Origin of the sequence: Janthinobacterium sp. LM6 (genome assembly GCF_002002885.1) — a bacterium.
In the GTDB taxonomy this organism is placed as follows: domain Bacteria; phylum Pseudomonadota; class Gammaproteobacteria; order Burkholderiales; family Burkholderiaceae_D; genus Janthinobacterium; species Janthinobacterium kumbetense.
In genome coordinates, this window is sequence record NZ_CP019510.1 from 4,222,531 (window position 1) to 4,238,905 (window position 16,375).

At 61.7% G+C, this 16,375-nt stretch carries 12 protein-coding genes; 1 reads left to right on the top strand and 11 read right to left on the bottom strand.

The window, feature by feature from the left end; genetic code table 11:
* The 9 genes from BZG29_RS18545 to BZG29_RS18585 all read right to left on the bottom strand — a co-directional run bounded on the left by BZG29_RS18545 (position 1) and on the right by BZG29_RS18585 (position 12,257).
* Entirely contained in the window at positions 1 to 333 is a 333-nt protein-coding gene (locus BZG29_RS18545; RefSeq protein WP_077406103.1) for a hypothetical protein, read from the bottom strand.
* Between the two features lie 107 nt (positions 334 to 440).
* The gene (locus BZG29_RS28350) at positions 441 to 2,777 is read right to left on the bottom strand and encodes a hypothetical protein (RefSeq protein WP_216350317.1); all 2,337 of its coding nucleotides are present in this window, start codon (positions 2,775 to 2,777) and stop codon (positions 441 to 443) included.
* Positions 2,774 to 4,243, bottom strand: coding sequence for a hypothetical protein (locus BZG29_RS18555; protein WP_077406106.1), 1,470 nt, complete (start codon positions 4,241 to 4,243; stop codon positions 2,774 to 2,776). The genes BZG29_RS28350 and BZG29_RS18555 overlap by 4 nt, the downstream gene beginning before the upstream one ends.
* Positions 4,240 to 8,829 (bottom strand): phage tail length tape measure family protein, encoded by a 4,590-nt coding sequence (locus tag BZG29_RS18560; protein WP_171985053.1) that lies wholly within the window; start codon positions 8,827 to 8,829, stop codon positions 4,240 to 4,242. Before BZG29_RS18560 ends, BZG29_RS18555 begins: the two co-directional genes overlap by 4 nt.
* Before the next feature lie 51 nt (positions 8,830 to 8,880).
* Entirely contained in the window at positions 8,881 to 9,120 is a 240-nt protein-coding gene (locus BZG29_RS18565) for a hypothetical protein (protein ID WP_077406112.1), read from the bottom strand.
* A gap of 104 nt (positions 9,121 to 9,224) precedes the next feature.
* Positions 9,225 to 9,668 carry a hypothetical protein gene (locus tag BZG29_RS18570; protein ID WP_077406115.1) on the bottom strand — a complete coding sequence of 148 codons (444 nt, stop codon included), beginning with the start codon at positions 9,666 to 9,668 and terminating at the stop codon, positions 9,225 to 9,227.
* 72 nt (positions 9,669 to 9,740) lie between these two features.
* Positions 9,741 to 10,946, bottom strand: coding sequence for a phage tail tube protein (locus tag BZG29_RS18575; RefSeq protein WP_077406118.1), 1,206 nt, complete (start codon positions 10,944 to 10,946; stop codon positions 9,741 to 9,743).
* A gap of 333 nt (positions 10,947 to 11,279) precedes the next feature.
* On the bottom strand, positions 11,280 to 11,822 hold the full coding sequence (locus BZG29_RS18580; protein ID WP_077406121.1) for a zinc finger-like domain-containing protein: 543 nt from the start codon (positions 11,820 to 11,822) through the stop codon (positions 11,280 to 11,282).
* A gap of 24 nt (positions 11,823 to 11,846) precedes the next feature.
* A complete protein-coding gene (locus BZG29_RS18585) occupies positions 11,847 to 12,257 on the bottom strand; it encodes a hypothetical protein (RefSeq protein ID WP_077406124.1) in 411 nt (136 codons plus the stop codon).
* Between the two features lie 149 nt (positions 12,258 to 12,406).
* Between BZG29_RS18585 and BZG29_RS18590 the strand changes: the two genes are divergently transcribed.
* On the top strand, positions 12,407 to 13,120 hold the full coding sequence (locus BZG29_RS18590; RefSeq protein ID WP_077406127.1) for a S24 family peptidase: 714 nt from the start codon (positions 12,407 to 12,409) through the stop codon (positions 13,118 to 13,120).
* 44 nt (positions 13,121 to 13,164) lie between these two features.
* Here BZG29_RS18590 and BZG29_RS18595 read toward each other — a convergent pair whose 3' ends face one another.
* Positions 13,165 to 15,051 (bottom strand): propionate--CoA ligase, encoded by a 1,887-nt coding sequence (locus BZG29_RS18595; protein WP_077406130.1) that lies wholly within the window; start codon positions 15,049 to 15,051, stop codon positions 13,165 to 13,167.
* A gap of 91 nt (positions 15,052 to 15,142) precedes the next feature.
* Complete coding sequence (locus tag BZG29_RS18600; protein ID WP_150130997.1) at positions 15,143 to 16,369, bottom strand: hypothetical protein; 1,227 nt, start codon at positions 16,367 to 16,369, stop codon at positions 15,143 to 15,145.
* Between the last annotated feature and the right edge of the window lie 6 nt (positions 16,370 to 16,375).

The following is a 16,375-nucleotide window of genomic DNA, read 5'->3' on the forward strand; positions in this document are numbered from 1 at the left end:
TCAGCCCCTCGTCGAGACGAGCGGACAAACTGCCCGCTCATAAGTGACGTCTAAGCCGTATTGCATCAGCAATGTGAGAGCACGCTCCAGCGAAATGCCGCTAGCGGCGATCTGCACGAGGTAGACACACACCTCGGCTGCCATCCGGAAACGCGCGGATATCGCATAGAACAGAAGCCACGGCAATACCCCACAATTGCGTTGCTCACGGTAATGCACCATCTCATGCAAGAGTAGCGCGCTCTTATCACGTGCCTCGTGGCGTATCATGATGAACGGCCATACGGTCAAAGCATCGAATCTGGCTGGTATTGATTTGGACACAATAATCATGGATTTCCTTCAACGTCTTTTTCAACTCTGCAATTTCGAAAATTAACGTTTAAATAACGCTATACCATTCCTATACGGCGTCTACAATTGGCGCGAATAATTCCTCGTTAACCGCACACATAGATGCATGCGATCTGTTTAATTTCATCTGAACTTTTAAACGTCACAGACTCCCTAGCCTTAGCTACTGTATAGTTATGAAGGATATAGCTTTCTTGTTTCATACCTTTTCCAGGTACGGAAGATGTTGTAATGTAGTCCCCGGCTTCAATGTCTCCATTCTCTCCGCACACGTTAACCTGGCCCTCGCCAAGTGCATTAAATACTACTCTGTCGTAGGTGTTCATAATTTCCTCGTACCCAGGAAGAGGCTCCCTGTTAACTTGGAGTGCAGCAGGTACTTCCTTCTCTGTAAGCTCTCTACGCAGGACAAAAACCCCGACACAGTTTTTTTGATTAGGAGAAGCTGATAAGGTATTGTGTGCGATCGCACTAGATATTTCAGCTTTGTTTATAATACTGACGTCTACTATGATATCCCCTTGACTAAAGGATTCATTTTTAAAGATTAAGCCATCATGGGCACCTGTGAACGGGCCGTAATTTGCCCCAGGGCCGCTTGCGTAAAACGCATAAGAGCCCCCATAACCTAATACGCCCACACCAGATGCGCTGACGGCGCTTATGGCACAGCCTGTTCCAGAGTAGGCACCCAATCCTCCTCCAGAATACGCAGCATTTGATGTCCCGAACGAAGCCGCTGATGTAAGTGCCCCAGCAAAACCAATCTGAACTAGTTTCGTTACCCCTCCAAGCCCCACGTCAGCAAAGAACTCCATGTTCTGATTACCGCTTCGGTTAATCTGAACCCCGGCGCCAGTGGCTGACGTCTGTAAAATACCGCCTGTTATGGTAGTCCCGTTTATAACAGCCCCATTAACAGTAGTACCAGAGATAGCACCTCCCGTTATGGCAGTACCAGAGATAGCTCCACCTTTGATCGTAGCAGCCACCAACTCACCAGAAAACCTCGCTATAGGGGGAGCTGTCGACGTTCCAGGCGTCACGGTAAGTCCAGGCATCTCAAAATAGCCAGTACTCGATAACTGGAAGAAACCGCCTGGAGCATTACGATTCCCGATAAGCAGCCCCTTCTCGCTCAAATGAAAACCCATACCTCCATTGCTGGGCCAGTCGTAAGAATTGGTCGGATAGCCGGGGCCGCCGTGCAGCGTCGTGCCGTACAAATCACCAGCAACCACACTCCCCAGGTTCGCCCTGATGGCGCCAAGCGTGTCGCCCACAATCGCCTTCGCTGCCACAGTCCCATCGACCAGCAAGCTGCCGTTCAACACCGTGCCCAGCACCATCCAGGCGCCATCAATGTAGAACTTCGTCACCGCATGCGTCGCGTCGTACAAGGTGACCACGTCGCGGTTGACCGGTGCACCGTAGCCAGCTCGCCCCAGCTCATACACGGCCGACGCATCCGACCAGGCCGAGTAGCCAGGTGCCGTCACCGTCACCGTGCCGCGCTGGCCAGGGGCACCATCGGCGGCCAGGCGCGCAGCAGCGGCCCACTCGCCTGGCGCGATATCGTCGGTCGCCGAGCGCGACGCGGCCGTGGCGCCGGACATGAACAGATAGGCGCCGCCCGCCGACGGCACCTGGGTAGACCAGCCGTTGTTCAACCCCGCCAATTTGCCCGTGGCAAAGGTAAACGTACAGACGGCCGTGGGCAGCGGCGGCGCAATATTGGTCGCGCCACGCTGGTAGATGGGCACGGAAATCACGTTCAAACCATCGACGCCATCCCTGGCCAGTTGCACGGCCGCCGCCCACTCATTGGCGGCGATACTGTCAGTCGCATTGCGCGAACTGGCGGCTGCCACGCGCACGTACAACGGCGCCGTGCCAGCCGGGATATTCTTCGACCAGCCATTGGCCAAGTCGTTGCCGGCCGGCGTCGTGATCGCGGCGGTATTAAAGGTAAAGATCACGTCGCCCGGTGAATCACCGGGCGCAGCGGCGGCGCGCTTGTAGGCGAAGGCCTGGCCCGTGTTCAATCCCGCCAGGCCCGTCTCGCCGGCGGCGCCGTCGAAGACCTTGCTGACCATGTAATTGGCGAGGTAATCGACGCCGAATTCACGGATGCGTGCCTGCACCAGCGCCGTATCGGTAGTCATACTGGAAAAATCAACCGTGGCCACGTTGCCGTTGACCCGCAACGCCGTGCCGGACGATACCGAAAACACGATATCGCCCGTCACGTTCACGGGCTTGGCGGTAATGGCGATCGAGCCGGGCGCGCCCTCGCCGGCGCTATTGACGCGAAAGACGGGCGTGCTGGCCGACATCAGGATCGCCTTGCCATCGGCAACGGTACTGAAACGCTCCGCCGTTGCCTGCAGCAGCCTGTCGCGCTCCCCCACAATCGCGCTCATACGAGCACCCCCACCGTCACCCGGCCCGTCAGCCAGAAGCGCGACAGCAGCACCACCACGCCCGGTACGCCATCCTGCAAGCCGAAGCGCTCAGCGCGCAGAGTTACGGGCTGCCCCAGTTCCAGCATCATCATCTCGGGTTCTCCATCGAATTCATAAATGGTGCGCGGCACCTTGTTCAAGGCCAGGCGCCGCTGCGCTTCCGCGCGGGCGTCGGCCCGCGTCTTCAGACACGTATCGATTTGCAGCGGGTCGTCGCTCAGTCGATAGCGCACGCGCACCGCCTCGTCAACGACCGTCTCCGTCAGCCATTCCGTGGCATACAAATCCGCATGCGCGGGCGGAATGCTGGTCGTCAGGGCGGCTTGCAGCGTGTAGTTGCGGTCGAAGCCGATCTTCACGGCGGCAGTCACTGGCACGCGCTGCGCGGGACGCAAGGAGCGCTCGCGCATTTGCTCCGGACCGATCTCCACCGGCACGCCGGCGGCCGGCAACGCGATCTGCACCAGGCGCAGCTGGCCGGTGCGCGACATGATCGCCTGGGCGCCTACGCTGGCCGCCAGTTGCTGGATGGCCTGCGCCTGGTTCGTGCGATCCGCAACATACAGACCCACCGGCTGCGGGTGCGCCGCATCGAAGGCAGCCAGGTTGACCAAGTCCAGGTCGGCAAGGGTAAAACGGGCGGCCGCCTTGCCGTAGGCGGTGGCGATGCGCTGCACCAGCGGGGCGATGCGCGGCGCATAGCCGCCACCCTTGTCGCCCTGTACGCTGGCCGTGATCGTGGTGGAAAACGGATCGGTAGTCAGGTTGAAGCGGCCCGCCTGGTCATTCAAGGCCACGGCAATCGGCTTGCCATTGGTGCGCACTTCAAACGTCGATTCGACCGCGCCAAGAAAACCGTATTCCAACGTGGCGGGATTGGTCAGCAAGGGCGTCACGTTGTGGCACTCGCCAAACGGTATCGGCAGGATGGCGTCCTTGTTCGGCGTCGTGCCACCCAGCTTCGCCTCGGAGATCGGCGTATTCAGGCGCTGCAGCTTGTCGCGCAGTACCAGGTTGACCGACTCGCGCCCCGCACTGGCCACGTCGGCGATGATGCCGTCAAAGACCAGCTGGAAGTCGGTGCGCGGCCAGGACGGATCACCGGCCCAGGCCTTGATCGGCCGGTTCATCCAGACATCATCCAGCCAGCCATCAAGCGCGCCATCGGCGTTATCGAGTTCGATATCGCCGCCCGACAGCCCCGCCTCGCCGGACAGGCTGACCTGTTCCGTGAAAGCCAGGCCGCCCTTGGCCAGCGGCTGATAGGCGGTATTCGCCGGCACTTCGCGCGGCCCGGTGATGTAGGGCCGCGAAGCGATATACCGCGTCACCTCGCTGCCGGCCACGTTCACTTGCGCCTCGATCAGCACCATGCGGATGGCCGACGGGCTTTGCAGCCAATCCTGAAATTGCGCATCGGTCATGCGTACTCTCCTTTCACTGCATTGGCCCAGGCGGATGCCCGGGACGATTTATCCACGCCATCGACCACCGTCCTGGCGGCGTTGGCATTCGATTCAAAGGTGGCCTGGATGGTGGCGCCCGTCTGCGCCCGCTGGTCGGCGCGCAAACCTTCCAGCTCCACGCGCATGGCCTGGTTGTCTTCGCGCAGGCCGCGGATTTCGGCTACCAGTACATCGGAGCCGACGTTCGCCGCCGACGAGTAGCGCACGGGGTCGAAGACGGCCGCTGTAACGGGCGAAGTCATCGCCGCCAATGCAGCGACCACGGGAGGATTACTGAACTGCACACCGAGGTCCGCAGCACCACCCATCGCCGCCCGCAGACCGGCAATGGCCTGCGCCACCGTCAGCACACTGTCGTTAATCGTGATCAAGCCCGACACCTGGGCATTGAGCGCATCCAGGCTAGCCTGCTGCACGTCGACCTGCGCGGCCGCCCATTTCAACGCTTCCTTGTTCGCTTCCACCACGCGGGCATAGTCCGCCGCATAGCGGGCGTCGGACGCGTTGACCACTTGCGATGCCGTCAAGAACGCCTGTTCGGCGGCAGACAGGCCCGATTGCGCCGTCGTGTCCCCCGCATTCGCGGCAGCCAGGGTTTTCTCGAACTGGGCGCGCGCCTCGGCATATTTCTGTTCCGGCGTCAGCGTCGACTGGGCGCCCAAAGCCATGCTGGCATTGAGCCCGTTCAAGGTCGTCACCCACGATTTCGACTTCTCCAGCGCCGATTTGGCCGCCGCCGATTCCGTCTCGTAGGCTTTGGCCAGCGCATCCTTCGCGCTGGTCACCGCCTTGACAGCCTGGATCTGGTCGAACAATCCGCGATTAGCATCAGCGACGCTGGCGCGCTGGGCAGCCAGCAACTGCGCTTCAGTTTTCGTCAGCTCGTTCAACTGCTGCTGCATATCCTTGCGTTCGCCGGCGATGTCGCTGGCCGTCTTGCTTACTTCGGCCAGTTCGCCCGTGGCGGCGGCCAGGTCGGCCGCATAGTCGGCGGCTTTCTTGAATGGTTCGGCGATGGCAAGCAGCTGCACATACATGTTCTGGCCAGCGACCGTGTTCAAGTCCTGCGCCAGGACCAGTGCCTTGAATTGCTCGCTGGTCGTCACGCCGGAGTGCCCCATCGCCACCATGGCGCTGCGCACCGACTTGGTGACCGGGTCCATCTGCTCGGCCTCGCTCAGGAAATTCTGCACGAAGAAGCTGGTGCCACTGGTGAGGGTATCGAGGTCGCCCGCCGCGTGTATCAGGCTTTCGCTCAGGGCCACTGCGGAAAGGCCGGAGGTGTTGAACGACTTGCCCAGCACGGCCAGCACGTCCGACACCTGCATATAGTTGTTGGCCACACGCGCCAGCGTTTCCAGGTAGCCCTCGCCCACGGCCTGGTATTTTTCCAGGCCCCCCACGCCGAACTTCGCCATGTCGTCGCCCAGCTTCGAAAAAGCCGCTTCCAGGGCTTTTTGCACTTCCTCGCCCTTCAAGTCCTTCAGGCTGATCTTGCCCAGGCTGACGACGAAGGAATTCAGGCGCGCCGTGAAGGTATCGCCGCCCATGCCCAGCAAGTCGGCGGCAGAGACGATGCTCGTGCGCAGGCCGAGAACGATTTTCGTAAACTGGTCATTCGTTTCCGCGCCCATGGCCGTAAGGTTCGTGGACTTCTTGTCGCTGGAAAACCAGCCGCCGGATTTCTTGGTATCGACGTACGAATTCACGTTGAAGCGCTTAGTATCAAGGTCGCCCAGGCTCGATGAATTGGTGACGATCCCCACATCCTGCACGGTGGTCTTGCCGCCAAAGATGCTGCTGACGACGTTGCCGACGAAGCCGCCGCTGGCGCTGCCTTTGCTACCCAGCGCGGCAGTCAGAATATCCGAGCGCACCAGCAGGCTGCCCAAGCCGCCGATACCCGAGACGATCTGCTTGAGCGAGATCACCATCGACGAGGAGTACGCCAGACCCAGGCCGGAATTTTTCTCCATGATTTCCAGGCTCTTGGCAATCGAATCCGACTTCGCGGATGAATCACCGAGCACCGTGCCAGTGCCGTTGGCGGCCTGGCGGTCCTTGGCCGTCGTGTCGGCGCCACCGCCGCCGCTGAAGGCGCCGCCCAGCACGGCGGCAATCGCCGCTGCCGCCGCCGCATAGCCCCACGGCCCCATGGAGCTCATGAAGGACATGAACACGCCGGGTACCTTGGCCGCATTCTGCGCGGCCTGACCTGCCATCACTGCACCCGTCTCTGTCGCCTGCCCGACTACCACCCCAGCGGCGGACGAACCAGATACAAACAGGCTGGTGGCCAGTTTTTGCAATTGGCCGGCCATTTCCACCGCGCGAAACGCTTTTTCGGCCCCTTCCATCAGCTTGTAGCCCGTGCTGTTTTCCTTGAAAAACCCCTTGGCCGCACCAGCCATGTCACGATAGCCCTTGATTTGCGCCTGCGCGCCATCCTCACGGGCCTTCGCATACGCAGCGTCTTTTTTGGGTTCATCGTTGCCGGCATCCTTGAGCCCTTCTTTCAGGGTGCGCTGAACATCACTCTGGGCCTTCTGATAATCGGCAAAGGCCGTGCCCAACTTGCCTACCGCCGCCCCAGCCTTGCCGAACGCCTTTTCCAGCGCGTCGCCCATGGCCTTGGCGCCATCGACCGTGTCTTTCCACGTTTTTTCATCCGCCGCCTTGGCATCGGCACGGTTCTTGGTCTCTTTTGCCTTGGCCTCCTCGTCGCGTTTCTTCGCCGCCGCTTCCTTCTCCTGGCGCGCCGTTTCCTCCAGTTGCGCCAGGTCGGCGTTGACTTGCTGCTGCACGCGCAACTGCGCCGCTCCTGCTTCGGCGATCTTGTTGTCCCTTTCCTGCTGGCCCTGCGCCGTTTTCGCCTGAAAACCTTTTAATACCTCGGCTTGCTGCTGGTAAGCCGCCACCTCGGCCGCGCCACGCGCGCTGATGGCCATGCGGCGGTTCGCAAAAAACTCATCCTCGCTCAAGGCGCCGCCCTTGCGGCGCGCCTCATCGAGCTTGGCCTGCTGATCATAACCTTCGGTCTTGAGGCGCAATGCGCTTTGAATCGCCTGCATCTGACCTGCCAGCACCGCGTCGCGGGGGTCGGAACCAGCCGCTGGAAGCGAGGCAGTCCTGGCAGGTGCAGCAGTCCTGGCAGGTCCGGCAAACGAGGCGTGCACTTGCCGCCGCAACTCTTTCTCCTTTTCGGGAGAGACGGCGACACCGCCGGCCCTGGCATTGGCCAGGGTTTCCTCGAGCTTCTTTATTTCCGCGCTCTCGCGCTCTGCCTTGGTGACATAGCGCTTCTGCATTTCGTCCAAGTCCTTCACAGCCTGCTTGGAGTCGGCATTGCGTTTCGATTCCGCCTGATCAGCCTTCGCCTTTGCTTCCAGCTGCGTCTGCTTGTTCATCGCCACTGCCAAGGCCTTGGCCTGCTCCTGCTCGAACTGTTGCATCTGCTCGCCAGTCAGGCGTGCCGCCGGGTGCGTGCCGGGAACCAGCTGGCCGGTGCGGCGCACATCGGCCGTGCGCTTCTTGATTTTTTCGATCTCGTCTTCCGGTGTCTCTTCGCGTCCGATGGAACGCATGCCATCCATGAAGCTGGACCAGAGATTTTTGCTACCTTGCAGCAAGGTACCGATCATGCTGAGTTTTTCAGCCCGTTTTTGCAGGCCCGCGTTGATCAAGTCACTCGCCATGACCATGGCTTCCTGCGTCTTGCCTTCCTTTTCCAGCGCGGCGATATGCGCATACTGCGCGCCCGTCAGGATGTTGTAATTCTTATCGTGCGTATCGACCCAGTTGGTCACGCCATCTGCCATCGTCGCAAAGTCGGCCGCCACGGCGCCTGCCGACTGGCCATTCATTTGCGCCATGGTGACGGCAGCCGCGCCTACGGAATTGAGCGCTTCACTGGTGAACTGGCCCGTTTCCACCAGGGTCTGCAAGACCACGCGCGTATCGCCCAGACCGCCCTGGCTGGCATCGGATACCGACGCCACCATGGTGTTAAACTGGCCCTCCGTGATGCCGGCGGCATTGCCGGTCAGTTCCAGGGCACGGGAAAACTTGTCCGATTCCAGCTGGCCCTGCACGAAGGCCTCGGCCACGAACGCCGCCACGTCAGCCGCCATCTGCAGCGCCAGCAGCGGCCCCGCGCCCAGGCGCTTCATGGCCAGTTCCGTTAAGCCGGTGGCATTGGCCATCTCGCCCAGGCCATCCTTGATCTTCCCGATGTCGGCGTTCAATCCGCCTTCGCCGATCTTGGCCGAAGCCTTGGTAAAGCCATTGACCGCCTCAAGTGCCTTGAGCAGACCGTCCGCGGCGTCGCTGCCGCCCGCGCCCAGGGCGATGTTCGCGTCGGCCGCCGTGCGCGCCGCTTCGGCCTGCGCGCGCACCCGTGGTTCAAAATTGCCAAACTTGCTGCTGGCTTTCTCAACCTGTTCGCCTGTCTGTTTACTGGCGGCTGCCAGGTCATTCACTGCCTGCGTTCCCGCCTTGATCTCCGCCGCATTCACGGCAATTTTTAACTCTGTTATCTCTGGCATGGTTGGCCCATAAAAAAGGCCGCGCATGGCGGCCGGGTTGGAAAATGCGGGTCAGCCCGCCGCATGCTGATGCGACAGGAACAGCGCGTCGAGCTGGTCCAGCAACTGGTGCTCGAACGGTTCGATGGCGATGGCGTGGCGCGCCTGCCAGGCGAGGATTTCCGTGCTGGCGATGGGGTTGACGGCCATGCAGTTCTGCCGCTTGCGGTTCAATTGCGCAAACCATTCCCACACGTGGGCCAGCTCGAACGGCATGGGCGGCGTCGCCTCTTCGGGCGGCGCGCGGAACAAAGGATGGCGCCGCGCGGCGTCGATATGCTCGCCCTTGGCATGGCCGTCGGCCGCGCGCGCACCGCGCTCGAACTGGTGCCCGGCGTAGCGCAGCAGGCTGGCCGTCAGAGTTTCAAAAAATTGGCCTCGTTTTCCAGCGCCGTGGTGACCTTTTCCTGCCAGGTTGGATATTTTTCAAAGGCCGCTTCCAGCAGCGCAGCATCGAGCGGCACGGGTGCGCCGTTGCTGGTGAAGCCGTACCAGCCCGTGACCACGGCCAGCGCCAGGCGCTTCTGGTTACCGTCGATGGCTTGCACCAGCAGTTCCGCGCCTTCGTCGGTCGAAGCGTCGATGGCCGTCTTGCGGCGTGCCGACTTTTTATAACCTTCGGCGCGCACGGCGTTGTTCGCCACGCGGTATTGCTCGCTATTCTTGCCGACGATGGTCAGGCCGGCCACCGCTTCGCCGTCCGCGTCGAAGATGACGGGCACGTCGAAGGTGACGGGAGCGGCCACCGCGTTGAGGTTGCCGATGTCGAAGCCTGCCTGGATTTTTTGTGCGTTGTTCATGTGTGCTGCTTTCTGGATGAAGTAAAAAAGTAAAAGGCCGCCATCACGGCGGCCCCGGTGCAGGTCAGCCGCTTACAGCGCGCTGTCCTGGATGCTCAAGGTGGTCGCTTCGTGCTGCGCGTCGGTGCCCTTGTAGCGCAGGACGTCGAAGGCGCAGGTGACGATCTTGTTTTTCTCGCCGTCGTCGATCTTGGCCGAGGTGATCTTGATGCGGCCCATGGCCAGCGCCAGCACGTCGGCGGCTGGCGCCGTGCCCGACGCCATGGCGTAGGCCAGCGGGATTTCCGTCTCGGACTTGAAGTAGTCGAGATAGGTAGCGTCCTGCAGCAGCACCGTGAACTGGCCCGAGCCCATCACCTTGCCGCGCGAGGCGGCCGTGGCGTACTTCGAGCCGATCACCGGGTCGACCTTGACCTGGCCGTCGAGCGAAACGGACATGCCGGTGCAGATCTGCGACGGGATGCCGTTCACGGACAGCATCGCCGTGGCGCCCGAAAACTTGCCGGTGCCCGGCGCGGCCAGCGGCGTGGGGAAATACGGCGCGGCCGTGGTCGGACCTTCCGCCTTGCCCATCAGGGTGAAATCCAGGCTGGTGATGCCGTTCGGCTGCACGGCGATATCCATCTTGCTGACCAGCTGGTCGACGAAACTGCGGTGCACGCCGATCTTCGGGTCCTGCACTTCGGCCGTGAACCAATCGGTGGTGTGGCCGCTCAAAGGGGTGAAACTGCGCTTGCCCACGGCCGCCACGCCGACCGAGTCGCCGGCCGCCTTGACTACCATGGCCGAACCGTCCATGAACTGGCCATTCAGGTTGGTGGCCGTCACCGAAGTCACAAAAAAGTTCTTTGCGTTGTTGGCGGCGGCCGGCGCCGTCATGCCGGTGATGCGCACCACGCTGCCGGCGCGGAAACCGTCTGCCAGCCAGGAACCGGCGCTGCGCGTCAGGCCGGAGGCGGCGGCGGCGATGGTGGTTTGCGCGGCAGCCACGCCGCCTGCCGTGAAGTCGCGGCGCAGCAGCGCCGCCATCAGCGGCGCATACGTGCCGCACGCCGCTTCGGCCTTGATGGCGCCCGTGGTGCGGAAGTTGCCCAGGCGGGTATCGCCCTGCTGCTGGCTGGCGTCGATTTCGGCGCTCGCGTACTTGTCCGCTTCCGTGTCGAAAGTGGCTGTGACGCGGGGATAAATCTGGCCGCCGCCGGCGGCCGCCTTGCTGCCTTCCGCGCTTTGTTTGCTGATAACGATCAAGCTGTCGATGCCGTTTGCTGTCGATGCCATAAGTAATACCTTTCGTGGGATGAAAAAAAAGACCGCATCTGCGGTCTTGAGGGGGAACTGCCGACAATCTGGAAAATAAAAAGCCCGCGCGCGGTGAGGCGGCGGGCTGGCGTCCGGATGGCTCGGGGCCATGCCGGACGGAAGGTGGGCGAAGGGCCATGAAGGCCGTTCGCTGCGCTGATTTCCCCTATCGGTGTCGCGCCGAAAGCGCGTCTATTACGAGTGGAGAAGCATGTGGTGTACTGCGGGTGTTAGCTGTGTTGCTGTTGCTGCGTGATCGAGACTCTATTGTAGGGGCATTTTTTTCAGTGCCAGGCATATTGCAAAATCTTTTTAGTGACCGAGGCGGCGCATGGCGCGGGCCCCGTGCGACTGGAAGATGGCTTCCAGTTCGCTGACCATGTCCTTGATGCGTTCGAGCTCGAAGCCGCCGGAGCAGCTGATGGCCGCTTCGCCGGCGCCGCGGCAAGCCTGGCAGACGACAGGCGTGCCAGCCTGCATGGCGGCGACAACGCCCGTGCCGTGGCAGACCTTGCATTTGCTGTCGAGCCAATGCGCGAGCGACGCTTCGGCCACGCGGCGATACAAGGTGTTGGCCGCCTGCGCATCCCAGGCCGTCTGCGCCTTGACCCAGCGCCGCGCGCGGCCCTTCTGCGTCACGGCCGCCGTCCAGGCGCGCAGCAATTGGGCCAGGTTGCCCGCATTGCCTTCGAACAGGCGGCTGACGGTGCCGTCCGCGTATTTGACGCGGCACAGCAAGGCGCCCATGTCGCCGGCCAGCGCGGCGGCCGCGATCACGTCCAGGTCGTGGTGGACGGCATCGTCGCGCAGGTTCTGCGATGACAGCGATGCGATGAATTTTTCTGCAAACCCCATGATTTCTCCTCGTTGATTCTTGTTTCAGTTACCCGCCGGGCCAAACAGGGCCGCCACCAGCGGATCGCGGCGCGCCGCGCCGCGTACCCAACTGGCCGTGCGGCGCACTTGCGGCGGCAATTCGGCCCAGCCATCGACGTCGTCGTCCTGTTCCCCCAGCGCGTACAGGGCGGGCCGCTGGCGCCCCGGTTCCGTGCAATGGCGCTGCGCCAGATGGATCTGTCCCAAGCCGCACATGTGCCGCAAATAGCGGCTCATGGTGCCCGCATCGAGTCCCAGCAAGGCGGATAATTGCGCCGCGCTGGCCTGGCCCTGCTCGCGAATGTACTGCGCGATGCGGGCGATATGCAGCTGCGACTTCTTGCTGCGTCCCTGTAACTGGCGCCCCTGCCGTGGCGCCGCCCTGCTTTCCACCAATTGACTGCTGTTCAACATCTGCCTGACCTCCCGTGGTGCTGCCCGCCAGCAGACGCTGTAGTGCGTTTGCGACAGGCAACGAATGGACTTTATCAATCGCTAATGTTAAAGTCAAGCATTTGGTAATTTATCAAACGGTAAATTTCAGGTTTAATGTGGAGATGAATATGTATCAATACAGACGCGACCGCCTGCTGGCCCTGATCCGCGAGCATTACGACAACACGCGCAAGAAAATTTCCGACGTCAGCGGCTGGAGCGAGGCACGCATCTCGCAAATCCTCTCGCCCACCTACCGCGAGGGGCGCGCCTTCAGCGAAAAGATCGCGCGCAAACTGGAAGCGGACCTGCAACTGGACAGCATGTATTTCGACCAGGGCGCGGCGCCCGACCAGGCGGCCATGGCCGCACGTGCGCTGGCCGGCGTGCGGCCCGTGGTCGTGGAAGATGGCGAAGATGAACGCTTTTACCCGATCCGCAAGGTAAAACTGCGCCTGTCGGCCGGCATCACGGGCTTTGCGATCGAACCGGAAACGCACGACGGCAGCACCATCAGCGTGCCGCGCAGCTGGGTCGAGCGCAATGGCTACCACCCGGAAAAACTGGTGGCGATCAAGGTCAAGGGCGAGAGCATGGAACCGGCCCTGTACGAGGACGACGTGGTGATCATCAATACGGCCGACAACCGGCCGGCCGATGGCATCGTGTTTGCCATCAATTACGAAGGCGAACCGGTGGTCAAGCGCATGGCGCGCGATATCGGCGAATGGTGGCTGACGTCGGACAACCCGGACCAGCGCAAATACCACCGCAAGTTGTGCCGCGGCAATGAATGCCTGATCGTGGGCAGGGTCGTGCGCAAGGAAAGCGACCGGATTTGAAAGCGAAGTTTATCAATCGATAAACTTCGCTCGCGGCAAGGCGCTTACGCCAGCGCCGCCTGGATCTGCTGCAGCGATGCCGGATCGTCCATCGACGTCAGGTCGCCCGGGCTGCGGCCTTCGCAGATGGCCTGGATCGAGCGACGCAGCAGCTTGCCCGAGCGCGTCTTCGGCAGTTGCGCCACGAACAGCACGCGCGCGGGCCGCGCCACGGCACCCAGCTGACGATCGACGACGGCCATCACTTCGCGCTCCAGCGCCGCTTTCGCCTCGACGCTGTCGAAGCCCTGCGGGTCCTTCAGGATCACGAAAGCCATCGCCACCTGGCCTTTGAGCTTGTCTTCCACGCCCACCACCGCCACTTCCGACACGTTCGGGTGGCTGGTGATGCTTTCCTCGATTTCGCGCGTGCCCAGGCGGTGTCCGGCCACGTTGATCACGTCGTCGGTGCGGCCCAAAATAAAATAATAGCCATCCGCATCGCGCACGCCCCAATCGAAGGTGGAATACACTTGCCGTTCGCTGAAGGTAGACCAGTAGGTGTCGACGAAGCGTGCGTCGTCGCCGTAGACCGTCTGCATGCAGCCGGGCGGCAGCGGGCCTTCCAGCACCAGCACGCCCTTCTCGTTGGCGCCGCACTCCTCGCCCGTCGCTTCGTTGAGCAGCTTGACCTGGTAACCGTACATGGCCAGGCCCGGACTGCCCAGGCGCGTCGGGGTGTCGGCCACGCCTTTCGCCACCGAGAGGATCGGCCAGCCCGTCTCCGTCTGCCAGTAGTTGTCGATGATGTCCACTTTCAGTTCGTCGGCGATCCATTGCGACGTGGTTTCATCGAGCGGTTCGCCCGCCAGATACAGTGCCTTCAATGACGACAGGTCGTATTTGCGCATCAGTTCCACCGGGTGCTTGCGCAGCACGCGGATGGCCGTCGGCGCCGAGAACATGCGCGTGACCTTGTATTTTTCAACGATGCTCCACCAGATGCCCGCATCGGGACAGATCGGCAAGCCCTCGTACAGGATGGTGGCCATGCCGGCGATCAGCGGGCCGTACACGATGTAGGAATGGCCCACCACCCAGCCGATATCCGAGGTGGCAAAGAAGGTTTCGCCGGGCTTGCCGCAGAAGTTGTACTGCATCGACGACGCCAGCGCCACCGCATAGCCGCCCACGTCGCGCTGCACGCCCTTCGGCTTGCCCGTCGTGCCCGAGGTGTACAACACGTACGACGGTTCGTTCGACTCAAGCCAGGTGACGGGCACCCGCGCGTCCAGGTGCTGCTCGCGCAGTGTCGCGTAATCGACGTCGCGGCCCGGCGTCAGTTCCATCGGCACCAGGTGGCGGTCGACCAGCAATACCTGCTGCGGCTTGTGCGCGGCGATGCGGATGGCTTCGTCGAGCAGCGGCTTGTAGGCAATCGCCTTGCCATTGCGCGAGCCGGCATCGGCGGAAAACACCAATTTTGGCTGCGCATCGTCGATACGGCTGGCCAGGCTGTTGGCGGCAAAGCCGCCGAACACCACGGAATGCACGGCGCCGATGCGCGCGCAAGCGAGCATGGCGAACGCCGCCTCGGCGATCATCGGCATGTAGATCAGGACGCGGTCGCCCTTGACCACGCCCAACGACAGCAGGATGGCGGCGCAGCGTTCCACTTCGCGCTGCAGTTCGCGAAAACTGTAGCTGCGCTCAGTATTCGTTTCGGTGGAAATGGCGATCAGCGCGGCCGCATCGCCCTGGCTTTCCACCCAGCGGTCAACGGCGTTGTGGCACAAATTGGTGGTGCCGCCGACAAACCACTTGGCGAACGGCGGGCGGGAATAATCGAGCACTTGCGAAAACGGGGTATGCCAGGCTATCTTGTCCGCTTCCTCGCGCCAGAAAGCGTCAGGCGTGTCGATAGAGCGTTGATAAAATGCTGCGAAATTCATGTCTCCTCCGGTAGGCGTGCAATCTGTCTCCGGCTCGGGCGAACAGGCCCGGCCTTGATATGTGGACTATCTGCTTGCGTACTGCTGACTATTATTTATCTGTTGGTGCATCCTCCAAAGGTCTTGCGAACAGTTTTTTGGAGAAAAGGAACATCTGCGGCTGTGCTGCCACGCAGGCGCTGCGCTCGGCCGCGATCCTGTCGCGATTCGCCGCCAGCGTGGCACCGGTCAGGGGCATGCCGAACTGCCCGTCCACCGGCGCGCTTTCCTTTTGCGTCATCACGCGCAGCATGACGATATCGCCCAGTGCCTTCTTGAAGTGTCCTGCTTCCCAGTACCAGCGCGTACTGCCATCGCGCTGTTTTTCAGCAGGAATCATCTCGCAGTTGTAACTGCCAAAGCCGCTGAAATCGGTCACGCTGATGCGGGCCGAAGGATATTGTTTCTTGACGGCGGCCACCTCCAGCACCACCCGCCGTTTCCACTCGTCGAACAGGGGCCACAGGCCAGCTCCTTCGAACAGGGTAAGCATCTGTGCGTGATACGGATAGATCACCAGCTTGATATCGGCTTGCGTGGCCGACATCGCCACCAAAAAATCATGCATCGCCTGAAAATCGCCGTCAGCAAAATCGGCCTTCGACATTTTCACAAATCTGGCGGCACTTTTCTGCGCCCGATGCTTGAATACCTTGTAATACCCATCGCGGACCGCATGCGCGCCAAACTCCAGAGCGGGATTGAAACCGTCGGGCGCTATGGTGATCGCCTGCCTGTCATGCTGAATGCGCAGCGTGGTCAGGGCATCCTTCACCGATGCCAGCGAAAACAGCGTGTCGAAGCGCCAGAATCCATGGGCATGGCCGGACTGTGCTTCCATGCGCTCTGGCTGCGCGATGGCCGGCTTCAAAAAATCGATGAATTCCAGCCCCACGATCACTGTCCCTGGCTTGATGCCTGCCTGCGACAGTTGCGCGAACTGGCTGATGGCCGTGGCCATGACGGTGCCGGGAATGCCCATGTTATAACCGGCACCGTGTATCAGGCCAAATGCGGAGGCGCGCGGATCGAAGCCGATCTCGGCGCGTGAATTACCCAGGATGATGAAGCGCGGCTGCAGACGCAGCGCGTGTGCGTGCTTGATCTGGCTCTGGTAGCGGCTCAGGCCAGGCTTGACGGCGTTAAAGTTTTCGCGCCTGACCGCCCCATACAGATTGTAGGGGTCGACAATGTACACGAAGACGCAGACCAGGCATGCGCAGGAAAGCAGTACCAGCACCAGGGTGGACAGATAGTGCCTATAGAATGGTCTTGTCATTTTCCT